This is a genomic window from Rhodococcus sp. DK176 (genome assembly GCF_038447315.2).
GTDB classification, from domain to species: domain Bacteria; phylum Actinomycetota; class Actinomycetes; order Mycobacteriales; family Mycobacteriaceae; genus Rhodococcus_F; species Rhodococcus_F jostii_A.
Genome location: NZ_CP118321.2, coordinates 1,532,593 through 1,549,751, shown reverse-complemented (window position 1 = coordinate 1,549,751; position 17,159 = coordinate 1,532,593). Strand labels below are relative to the sequence as shown.

Annotated in this window: 18 protein-coding genes; 11 read left to right on the top strand and 7 right to left on the bottom strand. The window is 68.9% G+C overall.

What is annotated here, in order from left to right; genetic code table 11:
* Positions 1 to 78 precede the first annotated feature (78 nt).
* Positions 79 to 2,676 (top strand): alpha-glucan family phosphorylase, encoded by a 2,598-nt coding sequence (gene glgP, locus PSR88_RS07325; RefSeq protein ID WP_016879899.1) that lies wholly within the window; start codon positions 79 to 81, stop codon positions 2,674 to 2,676.
* A 17-nt stretch (positions 2,677 to 2,693) separates the two neighbouring features.
* Here glgP and PSR88_RS07320 read toward each other — a convergent pair whose 3' ends face one another.
* Genes PSR88_RS07320 through PSR88_RS07300 form a run of 5 tightly spaced genes read right to left on the bottom strand, consistent with a single transcriptional unit; the run spans position 2,694 to position 9,325 of the window.
* Positions 2,694 to 4,286, bottom strand: coding sequence for an anibiotic ABC transporter (locus tag PSR88_RS07320; protein WP_016879900.1), 1,593 nt, complete (start codon positions 4,284 to 4,286; stop codon positions 2,694 to 2,696).
* Positions 4,283 to 5,203, bottom strand: a complete 921-nt coding sequence (locus PSR88_RS07315; RefSeq protein ID WP_016879901.1) for an ATP-binding cassette domain-containing protein — start codon at positions 5,201 to 5,203, stop codon at positions 4,283 to 4,285. The genes PSR88_RS07320 and PSR88_RS07315 overlap by 4 nt, the downstream gene beginning before the upstream one ends.
* 55 nt (positions 5,204 to 5,258) lie before the next feature.
* Complete coding sequence (locus PSR88_RS07310) at positions 5,259 to 7,307, bottom strand: ATP-dependent DNA helicase (protein ID WP_011594456.1); 2,049 nt, start codon at positions 7,305 to 7,307, stop codon at positions 5,259 to 5,261.
* 9 nt (positions 7,308 to 7,316) lie between these two features.
* Positions 7,317 to 7,949, bottom strand: a complete 633-nt coding sequence (locus tag PSR88_RS07305) for an isochorismatase family protein (protein WP_016879902.1) — start codon at positions 7,947 to 7,949, stop codon at positions 7,317 to 7,319.
* Positions 7,946 to 9,325, bottom strand: coding sequence for a nicotinate phosphoribosyltransferase (locus tag PSR88_RS07300; protein ID WP_016879903.1), 1,380 nt, complete (start codon positions 9,323 to 9,325; stop codon positions 7,946 to 7,948). The genes PSR88_RS07305 and PSR88_RS07300 overlap by 4 nt, the downstream gene beginning before the upstream one ends.
* Between PSR88_RS07300 and clpS the strand changes: the two genes are divergently transcribed.
* From clpS to rdgB, 10 genes are all read left to right on the top strand, one after another.
* Positions 9,324 to 9,662 carry an ATP-dependent Clp protease adapter ClpS gene (gene clpS / locus PSR88_RS07295; protein ID WP_011594453.1) on the top strand — a complete coding sequence of 113 codons (339 nt, stop codon included), beginning with the start codon at positions 9,324 to 9,326 and terminating at the stop codon, positions 9,660 to 9,662. The genes PSR88_RS07300 and clpS overlap by 2 nt on opposite strands.
* Before the next feature lie 36 nt (positions 9,663 to 9,698).
* Positions 9,699 to 10,286 carry a DUF2017 domain-containing protein gene (locus PSR88_RS07290; RefSeq protein WP_009474138.1) on the top strand — a complete coding sequence of 196 codons (588 nt, stop codon included), beginning with the start codon at positions 9,699 to 9,701 and terminating at the stop codon, positions 10,284 to 10,286.
* The gene (locus PSR88_RS07285) at positions 10,283 to 11,353 is read left to right on the top strand and encodes a P1 family peptidase (RefSeq protein WP_016879904.1); all 1,071 of its coding nucleotides are present in this window, start codon (positions 10,283 to 10,285) and stop codon (positions 11,351 to 11,353) included. Before PSR88_RS07290 ends, PSR88_RS07285 begins: the two co-directional genes overlap by 4 nt.
* Before the next feature lie 100 nt (positions 11,354 to 11,453).
* Positions 11,454 to 11,873, top strand: a complete 420-nt coding sequence (locus PSR88_RS07280; RefSeq protein WP_342338905.1) for a M67 family metallopeptidase — start codon at positions 11,454 to 11,456, stop codon at positions 11,871 to 11,873.
* A gap of 62 nt (positions 11,874 to 11,935) precedes the next feature.
* Complete coding sequence (locus PSR88_RS07275; RefSeq protein WP_009474135.1) at positions 11,936 to 12,208, top strand: MoaD family protein; 273 nt, start codon at positions 11,936 to 11,938, stop codon at positions 12,206 to 12,208.
* Positions 12,209 to 12,216: 8 nt separating this feature from the next.
* A complete protein-coding gene (locus PSR88_RS07270; RefSeq protein WP_016879906.1) occupies positions 12,217 to 13,179 on the top strand; it encodes a PLP-dependent cysteine synthase family protein in 963 nt (320 codons plus the stop codon).
* 19 nt (positions 13,180 to 13,198) lie between these two features.
* Positions 13,199 to 13,873: a rhomboid family intramembrane serine protease gene (locus PSR88_RS07265; protein ID WP_011594448.1), complete on the top strand. Its 675-nt coding sequence runs from the start codon at positions 13,199 to 13,201 to the stop codon at positions 13,871 to 13,873.
* Between the two features lie 133 nt (positions 13,874 to 14,006).
* Positions 14,007 to 14,765 (top strand): cyclic nucleotide-degrading phosphodiesterase, encoded by a 759-nt coding sequence (locus PSR88_RS07260; RefSeq protein ID WP_192815028.1) that lies wholly within the window; start codon positions 14,007 to 14,009, stop codon positions 14,763 to 14,765.
* Between the two features lie 45 nt (positions 14,766 to 14,810).
* Positions 14,811 to 15,599: a ribonuclease PH gene (gene rph, locus PSR88_RS07255; RefSeq protein WP_007296580.1), complete on the top strand. Its 789-nt coding sequence runs from the start codon at positions 14,811 to 14,813 to the stop codon at positions 15,597 to 15,599.
* Between the two features lie 4 nt (positions 15,600 to 15,603).
* Entirely contained in the window at positions 15,604 to 16,218 is a 615-nt protein-coding gene (gene rdgB / locus PSR88_RS07250) for an RdgB/HAM1 family non-canonical purine NTP pyrophosphatase (RefSeq protein ID WP_011594446.1), read from the top strand.
* A 137-nt stretch (positions 16,219 to 16,355) separates the two neighbouring features.
* Here rdgB and PSR88_RS07245 read toward each other — a convergent pair whose 3' ends face one another.
* Both PSR88_RS07245 and PSR88_RS07240 read right to left on the bottom strand, forming a co-directional pair.
* Positions 16,356 to 16,721, bottom strand: coding sequence for a DUF3817 domain-containing protein (locus tag PSR88_RS07245; protein ID WP_007296582.1), 366 nt, complete (start codon positions 16,719 to 16,721; stop codon positions 16,356 to 16,358).
* The gene (locus PSR88_RS07240; RefSeq protein ID WP_009474128.1) at positions 16,718 to 17,119 is read right to left on the bottom strand and encodes a hypothetical protein; all 402 of its coding nucleotides are present in this window, start codon (positions 17,117 to 17,119) and stop codon (positions 16,718 to 16,720) included. The genes PSR88_RS07245 and PSR88_RS07240 overlap by 4 nt, the downstream gene beginning before the upstream one ends.
* Between the last annotated feature and the right edge of the window lie 40 nt (positions 17,120 to 17,159).

Genomic DNA, 17,159 nt, shown 5'->3' with positions numbered 1-17,159 from the left:
CCTGTCCGTATTGGAGATCTGACGTCTACCCGCCCCGACACGGCGCAACGACGCCCGTAGTGCGTTATCGTTCGCGAGGTGAAAGCCTTGCGTCGGTTCACTGTCCGAGCCCACCTTCCGGAGCGGCTCGCTGCCCTCGGTCCGCTGTCCACCAATCTTCGCTGGTCGTGGCATCCGGCGACGCAGGAACTGTTCGGATTGCTGGACGCGGAACTGTGGCGGCAGGTGCAGTTCGACCCGGTCCGCATGCTCGGTGAGGTCGATCCCGCCCGCCTCGACGAACTGGCCGAGGACGTCGCGTTCCTGGCCCGGCTCGACGCCGCGGCCGCCGACCTCGACGACTACCTGTCCCGGCCCCGCTGGTATCAGAACCAGCAGGCCAAGGGAGTGTCGCTCGACGGTGGGATCGCGTATTTCTCAATGGAGTTCGGGGTCAGCGAAGTGCTGCCCAACTACTCCGGTGGACTCGGAATTCTCGCGGGCGACCACCTGAAGGCGGCGTCCGATCTGGGCCTGCCGCTGATCGGTGTCGGCCTGCTGTACCGCTCGGGTTACTTCCGGCAGTCGCTGACCGCGGACGGCTGGCAGGCCGAGCACTACCCGCCGCACGACCCGCAGGGCCTGCCGCTGCGTCTGCTCACCGAGTCCGGGCCGCAGTCCTCGGGTGGGGCACCCGTCCTCGTCCACGTCGCGATCCCCGGGGGCCGGGTTCTGCGCGCCCGCGTGTGGATCGCCCAGGTGGGACGCGTCCCGCTGCTGCTGCTCGACTCCGACATCGCGGAGAACGACGCCGAGATGCGGGGCGTCACCGACCGTCTGTACGGCGGCGACCAGGACCACCGCATCAAACAGGAGATCCTCGCCGGCATCGGCGGTGTCCGGGCCGTGCGCGCCTACACCCACGCCTACGGCCTGCCCGACCCCGCCGTCTTCCACATGAACGAGGGGCATGCGGGTTTCCTCGGCATCGAGCGGATCCGTGAACTGGTCACCACCGGCGGGCTCGACTTCGACGAGGCACTGGCCACGGTCCGGGCAGGCACGGTCTTCACCACCCACACCCCGGTGCCCGCGGGAATCGACCGGTTCCCTGCCGACCTCGTGCGGCACTACTTCGGCGGCGACAACGGTGAGAACGAATCCTCCCTGCTGCCGGGGCTGACGATCGACCGGATCCTCGGACTCGGCCGCGAATCGGATCCGTCGGTGTTCAACATGGCCCACATGGGCCTGCGGCTCGGGCAACGGGCCAACGGCGTGTCCAAGCTGCACGGCATCGTCAGCCGCGAGATGTTCCAGCCGCTGTGGCAGGGATTCGACGCCGAAGAGGTACCGATCGGCTCGGTGACCAACGGTGTCCACGCGCCCACCTGGGCCGCACCCGAATGGATCGATCTCGCCACCCGCATCCTGGGCCCCGAACTGGTGGAGGAAGCCCGCGGCTGGGAGCGGCTGCAGGACCTGTCCGCCGAGGAACTGTGGTCGACCCGCAACGCGTTGCGCGGGAAACTGGTCGAGGAGGTGCGCCGCCGGGTACGCGCATCCTGGATCGAACGCGGTGCGACGTCCGCCGAACTCGGCTGGACGGACGAGGTGTTCGACCCGAACGTGCTCACCGTCGGCTTCGCCCGGCGGGTGCCCACCTACAAGCGATTGACGCTTATGCTCCGCGACCCCGGGCGACTCCGGGCCCTGCTCCTCGACGAGAAGCGGCCCGTGCAGCTGGTGGTCGCCGGGAAGAGTCACCCCGCGGACGACGGCGGGAAGGCCCTCATCCAGCAGGTCGTGCGGTTCGCCGACGCCGCCGACGTCCGGCACCGCATCACCTTCCTGCCCGACTACGACATGTCGATGGCGCGGTACCTCTACTGGGGTTGCGACGTGTGGCTCAACAACCCGCTGCGCCCGCTCGAGGCGTGCGGCACGTCGGGGATGAAGTCCGCCCTCAACGGCGGACTGAACCTGTCGATCCGTGACGGCTGGTGGGACGAGATGTTCGACGGCGAGAACGGCTGGGCCATCCCGACCGCGGACGGCGTCGTCGACGAGACACGGCGCGACGATCTCGAGGCCAGCGCACTGTACGAACTGCTCGAACGAGCCGTCCTGCCGAGGTTCTACGACCGTGCGGACGGCCTGCCGGTGCGCTGGGTGGAGATGGTCCGTCACACACTGCAGAATCTCGGACCCAAGGTACTCGCGTCGCGGATGGTGCGCGACTACGCCGTCCAGTACTACGCGCCCGCCGCCGAAGCGGCCCGGACGGTGGCGGAAGAGAATTACGCCGGGGCCCGCGAACTCGCCGCGTTCCGTCGCCGCGTCGAGGCCGCCTGGCCGGCGGTGGCGGTCCTGCAGGTCGACGGCGCCGGACTACCCGACACTCCCGAGATCGGGGCCAACCTGATGCTGCGCGCCCGCATCCGCCTCGGCGAACTGTCCGTCTCGGACGTCACCGTGCAGGCCGTGATCGGGAAGGCCGGACCGGACGAGGAGCTCACCGACATCGTCACGGTCCCGATGACCCACTCCGCATCGGACGAGTCGGGGGAACTGTTCGTCGCCGACCTGGCCCTGCCGCTGTCCGGGTCGGTCGGATACACGGTGCGGGTCCTTCCGCACCACCGGTTGCTCGTGGCCCCGTCCGAGCTGGGTCTGGTGACGGCGCCGAATCCCTGACCGGCGCTACCGAGCCGTCACCGGCCGATGTCCCGGCGCTGGAACCCGGTGACGGCGGCGAGGAACAGGGCGGCTGCGAGAAGCAGCAGAACCGCGAGGGGAGTGGCCGAGAAACTCTCGGCAGGCAGGGCGGGTGTGTAGTGGAAGGGGGAGAGCACCCCGAACCGGTCGGGGAGGACTTCCCCGAACATTCCGGCGACGAGCACGTAACCCAGGAATGCCCACAACGCCGGCAGCGCGCGGGGGCTCAGGCCGTAGACGGCCGCGCACGAACCGACGATCACCAGCACGGCAGGCACGGTGTTCAGGGCCGCGCCGATCAACCGGCCGAGCGCCCCCGCATCGGACAGCGTGAATGCAGCGGTGATCCCCATGCCGACCCCCGCCGCCACCGCGATCGCGACAGCCGCAGCGGCGATCACGGCCAGCTGGCCACCGAGCCACGACGCCCGCGACACGGGGGTGGCGAGTGCCTCCTCGGCGCGACCGGACGATTCCTCGAAGCGGATGGATATGACGGCACCGACGGCGTACATCGCCGCCATCACCACCAGGAACACCAGATACAGGGCGAACGCACCGTCGGCCGCCGCCGCGGCGCCACCCGGCAGCAGCTGTGCGAGATCGGGATCCTGGTCGATGAAATCGCTGATCTGCCTGCCGAGTGAACCGATGGGCAGCGACAGCGCGAACACACCGACACCCCAGGCGAGGATCTGACCGCGCTGCTGACGCGCCGCCAGCGCGGTGACACCGGTCAGGCGGGGGGACGCCTCGGTGCGCCCGCCCCGCGGCGGAAGCAGCCCCGCCCCGACGTCCCGGCGACCGATGGCGGCATACGCACACCCGACGGTCAGCGCCGCCGCGACGATGCCGATCAGCAACGGCCACCAGCGTTCGTCGACATAGGCGCGGGTGGCCTGCGACCAGCCGATCGGCGACACCCACGTCAGCAGGCTCCCGCTGTGTCCCTGCTGCACGTCGCCCACCGCCCGCAGCAGGTACGCGACGATGATCGCGGAGATCCCGACACCGCTTGCCGTGCGGGCGTGTTCGGTGAACTGGGACGCCAGCGCCGACAGCGAGGTGAACACCAGACCCACCACCAGCACACCCGCGGACATGTTCAGCGAACCCGCCTGAGGCAGACCCGCACCGAGCAGCCCGATGACGAGCAGAAGCGCGACGAACAGGTTTGCGAGCGCCGCGGAGATCAGTCCCGCCGTGATTCCCGCATACCGCCCGACGACGCCGGCGCGTACCAGTTCCGTGCGTCCGGTCTCCTCCTCCGTCCGCAGATGCCGCGTCACCAGCAGCACCGACATGATCGCGACGGCCACCATCGTCATGCCGGCGATCTCGTTGGCGACCATCGCACCGAGCGTGTAGTCGTCCAGGCCGTAACCCGGCCCGGCGAGTGCCGTGGCTGCCGGCGACGAGATGAGTTCGGCACGGGCCTGCCGTGATTCGGCGGTCGGGTAGATGGTCGAGTAACTCGACGCGATCAGGACGGTGAGGCCCGCCACCGCGACCGTCCACACCGGAATCCGGACCCGGTCGGTGCGCACCGCCAGTTCGGCGAGCACACCCGTTCCGCTCAATCGACTCACTGCGGCCGTCCGATCCCGAGTGCCTCGACCTCGTCGCGGTACTCGCGGAGGAACAGGTCCTCGAGCGTCGGCGGGTTGGCGGTGATCGAGACGATGCCCAGCCCCGTCAGCGTGGTCATGACCGGATCGATCTGATCGGAATCGACGTCGAACGTCACCGTGTTCGCGTCCTCACCCTTCTGCAGGTTGTGCACGCCGGGGACATTCGCGATGGGGGTGGGCTTGATCCGGGTGGTCACCGTCACCGTGGTGCGGGTGAAATGGCGTAGTTCGGACAGCGTTCCCGCCTGCACGGTCCTGCCCGCGCGAATGATGGTGACGGCGTGGCATAGCGCTTCGACCTCGGCGAGGATGTGGCTGGACAACAGCACCGTGCGTCCTCCGCGCGCGAATTCGGTGATGCACTCCTGAAACACCGCCTCCATCAACGGGTCCAGGCCCGACGTCGGCTCGTCGAGGATGAGGAGTTCGGTGTCGGCGGCGAGTGCAGCCACGAGAGCGACCTTCTGCCGGTTGCCTTTCGAATAGGTGCGGCCCTTGCGGGTGGGGTCGAGTTCGAACCGCTCGATCAGCGACGCACGACGGACCGGATCGAGTCCGCCGCGCAGTCGCCCGAGAAGGTCGATCGCCTCGCCACCGGACAGATTGGGCCACAGGTTCACATCCCCCGGAACGTAGGCGAGTCGCCGATGAACGGGAACGGAATCCTGCCACGGATCGGAACCGAGAACGGACGCCGAACCGCCGTCGGCGCGCAGGAGACCGAGGAGCACCCGGATGGTGGTGGACTTGCCCGAGCCGTTGGGTCCGAGGAATCCATGCACCTCGCCCGACTTCACCTCCAGATCGAGGCCGTCGAGGGCGAGGACTTCGCCGAACTTCTTGGTGAGTCCGCGGACTGAGATCGCAAGCTCCATCGGTCGAGCATAGGTGCGCACCCCGTCGCTGTCCGACTCAGTGCGCGGCCGCGGTTCAGGGGCGCGAATCGCGAATCCGCCCCAGTGCCTTACGCACGACTTCCGGATCGGACGTCTCCCAGAACGGTGGAAGCGAGGCCCGCAGATACCCGGCGTAGCGGGCGGTGGCGAGCCGCGGATCGAGGACGGCCACCACACCCTTGTCGTCGACGCTGCGCAGCAGACGTCCCACACCCTGGGCGAGCAGCAGTGCCGCGTGATTGGCTGCGACGGAGAGGAACCCGTTTCCGCCGCGCGATTCGACGGCCTTCTGCCGGGCGACCAGCAACGGGTCGTCGGGGCGGGGGAAGGGGATGCGGTCGAGAATCACGAGGCTCAGGGACGGGCCCGGCACGTCGACACCCTGCCACAGCGACAGCGTGCCGAACAGCGATGTCGGCTCGTCGCCGGCGAATGCCCGGACGAGGGCGCCCGTCGAGTCGTCGCCCTGGCACAGAATCGGGGTGTCGAGCCGGTCGCGCATCGCCTCGGACGCGGCCTTGGCGGCCCGCATCGACGAGAACAATCCCAGCGTGCGCCCGCCCGCCGCCTCGACGAGTTCGGCGATCTCGTCGAGATACGCGGGGGAGAGGCCGTCCCGGCCCGGCGGCGGAAGCTGCTTCGCGATATAGATGATGCCGGCGCGGGCGTGGTCGAACGGCGACCCGACGTCGAGGGCGTTCCATTTGAGTGTGCCCGAATCGGACGGTGCCTCGGAGCCGGTGGCCATCGCCGGATCGATCACGACGGACGACTCGGCCGGAAGTCCCCAGTTGACCGCCAGACCGTCGAACGACCCGCCCACGGTCAGCGTGGCGGACGTCAGGACAACGGTCGATTCGGCGAACAGCCGGGAACGCAGCAGCCCGCCGACCGACAGCGGCGCCATCCGCACCACCCGGCGGATCGAACCGCGATTGTCGTCGGCGGCCAGCCACACCACGTCGTGACGTTTGGCCGGATCCGGCTCGTCGAACGCGCTGAGAACGCGGACGGCGCTGTCGTGGACCTCCTCGACCGACGCGAGTGCGGTGTTGCGCGCCGCGGCGGCCTCCGGATCGCTCAACGCCATACCGGGACGGGACGGGCCGATGGCCGTGCGCAGCGACCACGCGGCGTCGCGGACCGCGGCGAGCGCGGGGGCCGCACCGGGCGGCAGCGCCTCCCACCGTTCCGGCCGCAGCTCCTCGAGCAGTGCCGCCCAGCCCTCACCCGCGGCCTCGAGACGGTCCGCGTCCTGCTCCTCGACGAGCTTCGCGCAGCGCCGCGCCGCGGCACTGATCGTCGACGCCGCCAGTTCCGCGGTGGCGACGTTGGTGACCCGGTCGACCAGTTCGTGCGCCTCGTCGATGACCACGACATCGTGTTCGGGGAGGATCGCGATTCCGGTGATGGCGTCGATGGCGAGCAAGGCGTGGTTGGTGACCACGACGTCGACCTGCGAGGCCTCCGCGCGGGCGCGCTCGGCGAAGCAGTCCTCGCCGACCGGGCACCGGGACTTGCCGAGGCATTCCCGGGCGGTGACGCTGACCTGGCGCCACGCCTTGTCGCTGACCCCGGGGGTCAGGTCGTCGCGGTCGCCGGTCTCGGTGTCCGAGGACCACTCGGTGAGGCGCTGGACCTCCCGTCCGAGCCGCGACACCGCGAACGGGTCGAACAGCTCGTCCGTGGGAGGCTCTTCGGCGGACCCGGTGTGGATCTTGTTCATGCACAGATAGTTGTTGCGGCCCTTGAGGATCGCGAAGTGCGGTCTCCGGCCGAGGGAATCCTCGAGCGCGTCCGCGAGCCGCGGCATGTCGCGGTCGATCAGCTGACGCTGCAGTGCGATGGTGGCCGTCGAGACGATGACCGTCTTCCCGCTCTGCACCGCGTGCCGGACGCTCGGCACCAGGTAGGCGAGGGACTTGCCGGTGCCCGTCCCGGCCTGGACGGCCAGATGCTCCCCGGTATCGATCGAATGCGCGACGGCGGAAGCCATGGTCAGCTGGTTGGACCGCTCGGCACCGCCCAGCGACCGCACCGCCGTGCGCAACAGCTCGGGGACGTTGGGGAGGTTTTCAGGCACCCGAGCAGGTTACTCGGGACCTACGTCAGAAATTGTCACGCGGTCCGAGGGGGTGTCCGAGTCGCGGCCCACGAGGCGCACCCCGGCGGCCCGCATCGCGGTGATCGCGGCCTCGACGGTCGCGGGGGCGACACCGGCGGTGAGGGGGAGGTGGACGCGCGTCGGGAACCCGGCGGCCACGGCGTCGAGTGCCGTCGCGACCACGCAGTGATCGGTGGCGATCCCTACCACGTCGACCTCGGTGACTCCGGCCGCCTGCAGCCATTTCTCCAGGCTCTGGCCGTCGGCGTTCCTGCCCTCGAAGCCCGAGTAGGCCGCCGAGAACTCGCCCTTGGAGAACACCGATTCGATGCCGCTCAGGTCGAGGTCGGGGTGGAAGTCCGCGCCGGACGTTCCCGATTTGCAGTGCACCGGCCACGTGTCGACGTAGTCCGGTTCGTCGGAGAAATGGTGGCCCGGGTCGATGTGGTGGTCGATGGTGGCCGCGACGGCGTCGTACTCGTTCGAGGCGAGGAAGCGGGTGATCGCGGCCGCAACCGCGGAACCGCCGTCGACGGCGAGGGAGCCGCCCTCGCAGAAGTCGTTCTGGACGTCGACCACGAGCAGTGCGCGCCGGGCGTCGGTGTTCTCGATGTCGGTCATGGTGCCCTCCTGGACTCGGGTTCGGCGAAGCGCACCGGGATCGCGGGCTCGCCGTGGGAGAGCTTCAGGCCCTCCCAGGGCAGGCTGACGAGGCCCGCCGCCAAGAGGGATCTGCTGTCCTCCAGGGTAGTCGTGTCGCAGACGGTCTCACCGCCCCGCGCCAGTGGGACCAGCAGTTCCTGCGCCTCGAGACCCGCCGAGCCGGGTGCGTCCGAGTGGGCCGAGTACACGACCTCCTCCACCAGGGTTCCGGTGTCCCGGGCGAACCGCAACGCCCGTTTGGTGCCGCCCCGCGACGCCTTGTTGCTGCTCCTCTTCTCGACGGGGATGCCGTCCACCTCGACGAGTTTGTAGACCATTCCGGCGGTCGGCGCGCCGGAGCCGACGACGACGGACGTGCCGACGCCGTAGACGTCGACCGGTTCGGCCCGCAACGCGGCGATGGCGTATTCGTCGAGGTCGCCGGAGACGACGATCTTCGTCCCGGTCGCACCGAGGTCGTCGAGTTGCCTGCGGACCTGCCGCGCCAGGACACCCAGATCACCGGAGTCGATCCGGACGCCTCCGAGTTCGGGGCCCGCCACCTCGACGGCGGTCTTGACGCCGTCGGTGATGTCGTACGTGTCGACGAGAAGCGTGGTCCCGACTCCGAGTGCCGCGACCTGCGCGCGGAACGCCGCCGCCTCGTCCGGCCCGTCCGGAGTGGTGTGCAACAGGGTGAACGCGTGCGCGCTGGTACCCGCACCGGGCACTCCGTGCCTGCGGACCGCCTCCAGATTCGACGTGGCCGTGAACCCCGCCAGGTAGGCGGCGCGGGAGGCCGCCACCGCGGATTCCTCGTGGGTGCGCCGCGAACCCATCTCGATCATGGGGCGTCCGTCGGCAGCGCTGACCATGCGTGCGGCGGCGGACGCGATCGCGCTGTCGTGGTTGAGGATCGACAGGCTCAGCGTCTCGAGCAGGACGCATTCGGCAAACGTTCCACGGACGGAGAGGATCGGTGAGCCGGGAAAGTAGAAGTCGCCCTCGCGGTAGCCGTCGATGTCCCCGCTGAAGCGATAGTCACGTAGCCAAGCGACGGTCGCCTCGTCGAGGAAGCGGGACACGATCGCGAGTTCCGGCTCGCCGAAGCGGAAGTTCGACAGCGCGGCAACCAGACGGGCGGTGCCGCCGACGACTCCGTACCGGCGACCGTCGGGGAGCCGGCGGGCGAACACCTCGAAACTGCAGCGTCGGTGGGCCGAACCGTCGGCGAGGGCCGCCGACAGCATCGTCAACTCGTACTGGTCGGTGAACAAGGCGGTGCTGTCTCTGGACACCCGGCCACTGTAAGCCGCGGTGTCGCCCAGTGGAGGAGCGTCGTACCCTGGTGTCATGGCTCATTGCTCGACGACAGCTCCATTCGTGGATGCCATGCCGGCATCGCCGCAGGTCACCCCTGCAGAGTCGGAGGTCGTCGAGATCGATGAAGCCAATGATCGTCCCTGGGTCACCGTCGTGTGGGACGATCCGGTGAATTTGATGCACTACGTCACCTACATTTTCCAGAAGCTCTTCGGGTACAGCAAAGCCAAGGCCACGGAACTGATGATGCAGGTCCATTCCGAGGGGAAGGCCGTGGTGTCGAGCGGCTCCCGGGACAAGGTCGAAAACGATGTACGCAAGCTGCACGCGGCCGGCCTGTGGGCCACGATGCAGCACGACGGCAGCTAACTTTCCGTTCGGACAGTAAGGAACTCGGTACACGACGTGCGGATGTGGAGCAGGAAGAACTCGCTCGGCGGTGTGAAGCTGCGTTCGGAGATGGACGCGCACGAGGCCACGGTGCTGCGATCGCTGGTCGCCTCCGTCCTCGGTCTTCTCGAGGAGCGGGCCGCGTCCGCCCCGGAGGACGAACTCGCGGCGCTCACCGGGATGCGGACCGGCAATACGACGGCACCCGACGAGGAGGTCCTCGCGCGGCTGCTGCCCGACTTCCACCGTCCCGACATGGACGCGCCGGACGACGACGAGATCCGGGCCGAATCGAACGCCGACATCAACGGTGCGCTGCGCGGACTCCACGAACCGGAGATCATCGACGCCAAAGTGGCGGCGGGCTCGGTCATTCTCCACACGGTGCCGGAGAACGGCGGCAAGGTGCTGCTCACGCCGGAGCAGGCCGACGCCTGGCTCAGCGGTCTCAACGACGTGCGGCTGGCGCTGGGCACCAACCTGGGCATCGACGCCGACACGCCGGACGAACTCGATCCCGCCGATCCCCGCGCACCGCACCTCGACATCTACCACTGGCTGACCTGGATGCAGGACTCGCTCGTTCAGGCGCTCGCACCGTGACGGCCACGACGCCGGGCCGCACCGATTCGCTCGTCGATGTGGTGGGCCTGAGCGTCGGGCACCACCACGAACTCGACGCGGACGCCGCGCTCGGACGCGGTGCCGCCACCGGATGCACCGTGGTCCTCGCGCCGCACGGCGCGACCGGTGCGGTCGACGTCCGTGGCGGGGGACCGGGCACCCGGGAAACCGACCTCCTCGACCCCAGTCACAGCGTCCGGAAGGTGCACGCGATCGTCCTGACCGGCGGCAGCGCGTACGGACTCGCCGCCGCCGACGGCGTCATGCGGTGGCTCGAGGAGCACGGTCACGGAATCGCCATGGGGGAACCCGATCAGGTGGTCCCGATCGTTCCCGCTGCCGTGATCTTCGATCTGCCGGTCGGTGACTGGCGCACGCGTCCCACCGCCGAATTCGGTTACCGGGCAGCAGATTCTGCGTCGCACACCGTCCTCTCCGGTTCGGTGGGCGCCGGGGTCGGGGCGCGGGCGGGCGCGATCAAAGGCGGTGTCGGTACGGCGAGCGTCGTCGTCACGGACGGTCCGGCGAAGGGCATCACGGTGTCCGCGCTGATGGTGGCCAATCCCGTCGGAACCGTGTTCGATCCGGCGACCGGACTGCCCTGGGGTGTCGCCACCGTGGGTGCAGCCGCTTTCGGGCTCCGACCCCCCGTCGCCGCCGAGGTGTCGGCGGCGCGCGAACTGATCGCCAAGAGCACCGTCCTCAACACGACCATCGGCGTCGTCGCGACCGACGCCGTCCTGGGCAAGGCGGCGCTACGCCGCGTCGCCGTCGCCGGTCACGACGGGCTGGCCCGCGCGATCCGGCCTGCGCATTCGCCGCTCGACGGCGACACGATCTTCGCGCTCTCCACCGGCATCCACCCGGTCCACCACCTGGCAGGAGTGCCCGACGCGTTCCCGCCCGATCTGCCCGTCGTCGACGCCGTCTGCACCGCGGCCGCCGAAGTGGTGGAGAAGGCCATCGTCGACGCCGTCCTCAGCGCCACCCCCGTCGCGGGAATTCCCACCTACCGCGACCTGTTCCCTTCAGCACTGCGTTCCTGAGGTACCGGCCGGTCGGTGGCCGACTCGCCGGTGCGCACCTAGGATGGCGCTCACGGAGGTAGATGACGTGCTGGTGATTCGATCGGACTTCGTCGAGGCGATGGTCGCGCACGCGCGCGCCGACCACCCGGACGAGGCATGCGGGGTCATCGCCGGGCCGGAAGGCTCCGACCGCCCCGAACGGCACATCCCGATGATCAACGCCGAGCGTTCGCCCACGTTCTACCGATTCGACTCGGGTGAGCAACTGAAGGTGTGGCGGGCGATGGACGACGCCGACGAGGTGCCCGTCGTGATCTACCACTCGCACACCGCCACCGAGGCGTACCCGAGCCGGACCGACATCTCCTTCGCGGCCGAACCGGACGCCCACTACGTGCTGATCTCCACCCGCGACCCCGACGTCCACGAACTGCGCAGCTACCGCATCGTCGACGGTGTCGTCACCGAGGAACCCGTCGACGTGGTCCAGAGCTACAAGTTCGCCCACACGTCCGTGGCAGACGTCCCCGACAAGTGACGGCGCCGTCCCTCGCGACGGGCCCGCGGCAGGTAAGACACCCACATCCCGAGGAGCCGACCATGGCTGTCACAGTTTCGATCCCCACCATCCTGCGTACCCACACCGGCGGTGAAAAGCGGGTGGAGGCAACAGGTCCCACACTCTCCGCCGTCATCGACGATCTCGACGGCAATTACGGCGGCATCAAGGACCGCCTGATCAACGACGGCCGTCTGCACCGCTTCGTCAATGTGTACGTCAACGACGAGGACGTCCGATTCTCCGGCGGACTCGACACAGAGGTGGCCGACGGGGACTCCGTGACGATCCTGCCCGCCGTCGCCGGAGGCTGATCGCGGCCGTGGCGCGGTTCGATTCGCTGATCGACACCCTCGGCGACACACCCCTCGTCGGGCTGCCCCGCCTGTCGCCGAGCTGGAACGGCACAGCGCCGGTCCGGCTGTGGGCGAAGCTCGAAGACCGCAACCCCACCGGTTCGGTGAAGGATCGGCCCGCCCTCCGCATGATCGAGCAGGCCGAGAACGACGGCACCCTGACGCCCGGGGCGACGATCCTCGAGCCGACCAGCGGGAACACCGGGATCTCGCTCGCGATGGCCGCGAAACTCAAGGGCTACCAGCTGATCTGCGTGATGCCCGAGAACACGTCCGTGGAACGCAGGCAACTGCTGACGATGTTCGGTGCGCAGATCATCGACTCACCCGCGCGCGGCGGATCGAATCAGGCTGTGGCCGTGGCCAAGGAGCTGTCCGCGGAGCATCCCGAGTGGGTGATGCTGTACCAGTACGGCAATCCCGCGAATGCGCTGGCCCACTACGAGACCACAGGCCCCGAGATCCTGCGCGACCTTCCCGAGATCACCCACTTCGTCGCGGGTCTCGGCACCACCGGCACCCTGATGGGCGTGGGGCGCTATCTCCGCGAACACGTCGACGGCATCGAGATCGTGGCGGCCGAGCCCCGCTACGGGGAACTCGTATACGGCCTCCGCAACATCGACGAGGGCTTCGTCCCCGAGTTGTACGACGAATCCGTCCTCACCTCGCGGTTCTCCGTCGGCCCCGCCGACGCCGTCCGCCGCACCCGGCAACTGATCGACAACGAAGGCATCTTCGCGGGCATCTCGACCGGCGCGATCCTCCACGCCGCGCTGGGGGTCGCACGCAAGGCCGTCAAGGCCGAACGCGCGGCGAACATCGCGTTCATCGTCGCCGACGGCGGATGGAAATATCTGTCGACCGGCGCATACGGCGGTACGGTCGAGGAAGCAGAAGAAGCACTGGAAGGGCAGTTGTGGGCATGACGACAGGGGTGTGTGGATCATGACGTCGTCGTTCGACTCCTCGCGATTCGATTCGCCGGTGCCCAGGGGTGGCGCGAAGCCGGCGCCCGCGTCGAAGTCGAAACCGCTGTGGCTGCAGTCCGCAATCCTCATCGGCACCTTCACGATGCTGCTGTACGTCATCGAGATCGTCGACGTGGCGTCCGACGAGCGACTCGAAGAGAACGGCGTCGGGCCGCGCTCCATCGACGGGCTGTGGGGGATTCTGTTCGCCCCGGTCCTGCATGACGACTGGGCGCATCTGTTCGCGAACACCGTCCCGCTGCTGGTCCTCGGGTTCCTCGTGCTGCTGTCGGGCATCGCCCGCGGCCTCGCCGCCACCGGGATCGTCTGGGTGGTCGGAGGTCTGGGCACCTGGTTGACCGGCGGATCCTATTCCAACCACATCGGCGCCTCCGTCCTGATCTTCGGCTGGCTCGCCTACCTGCTGGTCCGGGGAATCTTCGCCCGCAGCCTCGGCCAGATCCTCGTCGGCGTGGTGGTGTTCGTCGTCTACGGCAGCCTGCTGTGGGGTGTCCTGCCCAGCGCTCCCGGTGTGTCCTGGCAGGGGCATTTGTTCGGCGCCGTCGGCGGAGTCGTCGCGGCCTGGCTCCTCTCCGCGGACGCCAGGAAGCAGCGGGCCCGGAAAGCGGTGGGGCCTCAATCGTTCGGGTGATCGGTCCAGCCCGGTCGGCGCAGGCCCTCGACGCCTTGCGATCAGGTCACAGTTCCCCATCGGTTGTGAGGTCGACGCGCCAATTCCGTCGGAAGCTTTTTCCGAAACGGGTCGCCGTGGCAGCATGGCGGGTATGCGCATTACCGTCCTGGGATGTTCAGGGAGCGTCTCCGGACCAGACTCACCTGCATCGGGTTATCTGTTGACCGCGCCGGACACACCGCCGCTGGTACTCGACTTCGGACCCGGTGTCCTCGGTGCGCTCCAGCGGTTCGCCGATCCCGGCGAGGTCTCCGTCCTCCTCAGCCACCTGCACGCGGACCACTGCCTGGACCTCCCCGGACTGCTCGTCTGGCGTCGCTATCATCCGCACCCGCCGAAGGGGCGCGCACTCGTCTACGGCCCGTCCGACACCGCCCGCCGGATCGGCGTCGCGTCCGCGGAGTGCGGCGGCGACATCGACGACATCTCCGACACGATCGACCTGCACCATTGGACCGACGGCGAACCGGTCACGTTCGGCGACCTCACCATCACCGCGCGCCGGGTAAACCACCCGCCCGAGGCGTACGGGTTCCGGCTGACCAACGGCGCCGGGCGCACCCTCGTCTACACCGGCGACACCGGCATGTGCGAAGAAGTGATCGACCTCGCCCGCGGGGCCGACGTACTGCTCGCCGAGGCGTCGTGGACGCACAGCCCGGACCGGCCCGAAGGGATCCACCTGTCGGGGACCGAGGCCGGTCAGGTCGCACACCGCGCCGGTGTCGCCGAACTGCTGCTCACCCATATACCGCCGTGGACGTCCCGCGAAGACGTCATCGCCGAGGCCAAGGCCGAATTCTACGGCCCCGTGCACGCGGTGTCCGCGGGCGGCGTCTACACCGTCTGAAGCCGTGTGCCCGCGCCCCGCACGGGGGCGACTAGGCTCTCTGCCGTGACCACACGAGAAGACGGTAGGGCGGACGACGAACTCCGCGAGGTCAAGATCACCCGGGGCTTCACCACTCATCCCGCGGGATCGGTGCTGGTGGAATTCGGAAACACCAGGGTGATGTGCACGGCCAGCGTCGAGGACGGTGTTCCCCGTTGGCGTCAGGGCTCCGGACTCGGCTGGCTGACGGCCGAATACGCCATGCTGCCCGCCGCCACCCACACCCGCAGTGGCCGAGAGTCCGTCAAGGGCAAGGTCGGTGGACGAACCCAGGAGATCAGCAGGCTGGTCGGACGCTCCCTCCGCGCCTGCATCGACCTCGCCGCCATCGGTGAGAACACCATCGCCCTCGACTGCGACGTGCTGCAGGCCGACGGCGGAACCCGCACCGCAGCCATCACCGGCGCCTATGTGGCCCTCGTCGACGCGGTGACCTACCTCCGCGCCGCCGGCCGTCTCGCCGACCCCCAGCCGATCTCCTGCGGCATCGCCGCGGTGAGCGTGGGCGTCGTCGACGGCCGTGTGCGCCTCGACCTGCCGTACGAGGAGGACTCGCGCGCCGAGGTCGACATGAACGTGGTGGCCACCGACACGGGCACCCTCGTCGAGATCCAGGGCACCGGCGAAGGCGCGACGTTCCCGCGGAGCACGCTCGACAAACTGCTGGATTCCGCACTCGCAGGGTGCGAGCAGCTGTTCGAGATCCAGAAGGCCGCGCTCGAACTGCCCTACCCCGGTGCGCTTCCGGAGCCGAAGGTCCCGGAGACGTCGAAGAAGAAGTTCGGGGGCTAGCTCGGTGCCAACCACACGGGTGCTGGTGGCCAGCCGCAACGCGAAGAAACTCCGGGAACTGCATCGGGTGCTCGCGGCGGCCGGTGTCGACGGGATCGAACTGGTCGGGCTCGATGCCGTACCCGAGTACCCCGAGGCCCCCGAAACGGGTGCGACGTTCGAGGAGAACGCCCTGGCGAAAGCGCGCGACGGTGCCGCCGCAACCGGAATGGCCTGTGTCGCAGACGATTCCGGAATCGAAGTCGATGCGCTGAACGGCATGCCCGGAGTCCTGTCCGCCCGGTGGTCGGGCACGCACGGGAACGATCCCGCGAACACCGCCCTGGTCCTGGCTCAGCTCGGTGACGTGCCCGACGACCGCCGGGGAGCGGCGTTCGTCTCGGCGTGCGCGCTCGTGGTGCCCGGCGGCGAAGAATCGGTGGTCCGCGGCGAATGGCGGGGAAGCATCGCCCGCGAGCCGGTCGGCGACGGCGGATTCGGCTACGACCCGGTCTTCGTGCCCGACGGAGACACCCGCTCGGCCGCCCAGCTGTCACCCGAGGAGAAGGACGCGTCCTCGCACCGAGGGCGGGCGCTCGTTCAACTCGTCCCCGCCCTGGCGGCGCTCACCGGGCACTGACCCTCGCTACGCTTCACGGGAGGAGGTTTCGCATGTCGCCGATGATGGTGCCGCAGACACCGCTCGGCTGGCTGACCTACGTGATCGCGATGATCACCGGGCAGCCGGTCATCATGTGAGGGAGCCGACCGGTTCGATCAGAGACCGAAGTCGCGGCGGACCTGCTTGGTCCGCTGGTGCTCCACGTAGAACGACAGGAACGGAATGGTGCCCGCGAGGAGCGTCCCGACCGTCCGGCCCGCAGGCCAGCGCACCTTGACCGCCAGGTCGAGCGTCACCAGCAGGTAGACGAAGTACACCCAGCCGTGCACCACGGCGATCCAGCTGGGCAGGTTGTCGACCTTGAAGATGTACTTGGCCACCATCTCTGCGGTGAGGACCAGCAGCCACACACCGGTGGCGTAGGCGAGGACGCGGTAGCGCAGGAGCGCGGGGGCGATCTTCTTCTGCTTCGCGGTGTCTGTGACCGAACCGGCAGTCGTTTCGTCTTGGCCCGTGCTCACGTGGTGCTCCTATCGGTCTCGCGAGCAGACAGCTCGGCGAGGTACTGGTTGTACTGCGAAATCTGCCGGCTCTCGAGGTCGTCCGGATCGTCGTCCTCGGCCACCGAGGGGCGAGGGGGCAAGACGTCGGCCGGGATCTCCCGCAGTTCGGTGGGAGCATCCGGGACGTCGGTGGTGTCAGCTGGTTCGGCATCCTCGAGCTGCACGAATCGCCGATAGGCGTAGACGAGGAACGCCGCGAACAGTGGCCACTGGAACGCGTATCCGAGGTTCTGGCCAGTCCCGCCGACCGCTTCGAAACGTGTCCACTGCCACCAGCCGAGTGCGAGGCACCCGACAGCCCCGACGACCACCAACAGGACCAGCGCGGGGCGGCGTTGCTTACGGTTACCGGACACGTAACGACGGTACCTGAATCGCTGAATGCGCTGCTAGGAG

Coding starts and splice junctions, on each gene's coding strand:
- PSR88_RS07315 (WP_016879901.1), bottom strand. CDS start 5,203: ATGGAGCTTGCGATCTCAGTCCGCGGACTCACCAAGAAGTTCGGCGAA.
- PSR88_RS07305 (WP_016879902.1), bottom strand. CDS start 7,949: ATGACCGACATCGAGAACACCGACGCCCGGCGCGCACTGCTCGTGGTC.
- clpS (WP_011594453.1), top strand. CDS start 9,324: ATGGCTCATTGCTCGACGACAGCTCCATTCGTGGATGCCATGCCGGCA.
- PSR88_RS07300 (WP_016879903.1), bottom strand. CDS start 9,325: ATGACACCAGGGTACGACGCTCCTCCACTGGGCGACACCGCGGCTTAC.
- PSR88_RS07280 (WP_342338905.1), top strand. CDS start 11,454: ATGGTCGCGCACGCGCGCGCCGACCACCCGGACGAGGCATGCGGGGTC.
- PSR88_RS07275 (WP_009474135.1), top strand. CDS start 11,936: ATGGCTGTCACAGTTTCGATCCCCACCATCCTGCGTACCCACACCGGC.
- PSR88_RS07265 (WP_011594448.1), top strand. CDS start 13,199: ATGACGTCGTCGTTCGACTCCTCGCGATTCGATTCGCCGGTGCCCAGG.
- PSR88_RS07260 (WP_192815028.1), top strand. CDS start 14,007: ATGCGCATTACCGTCCTGGGATGTTCAGGGAGCGTCTCCGGACCAGAC.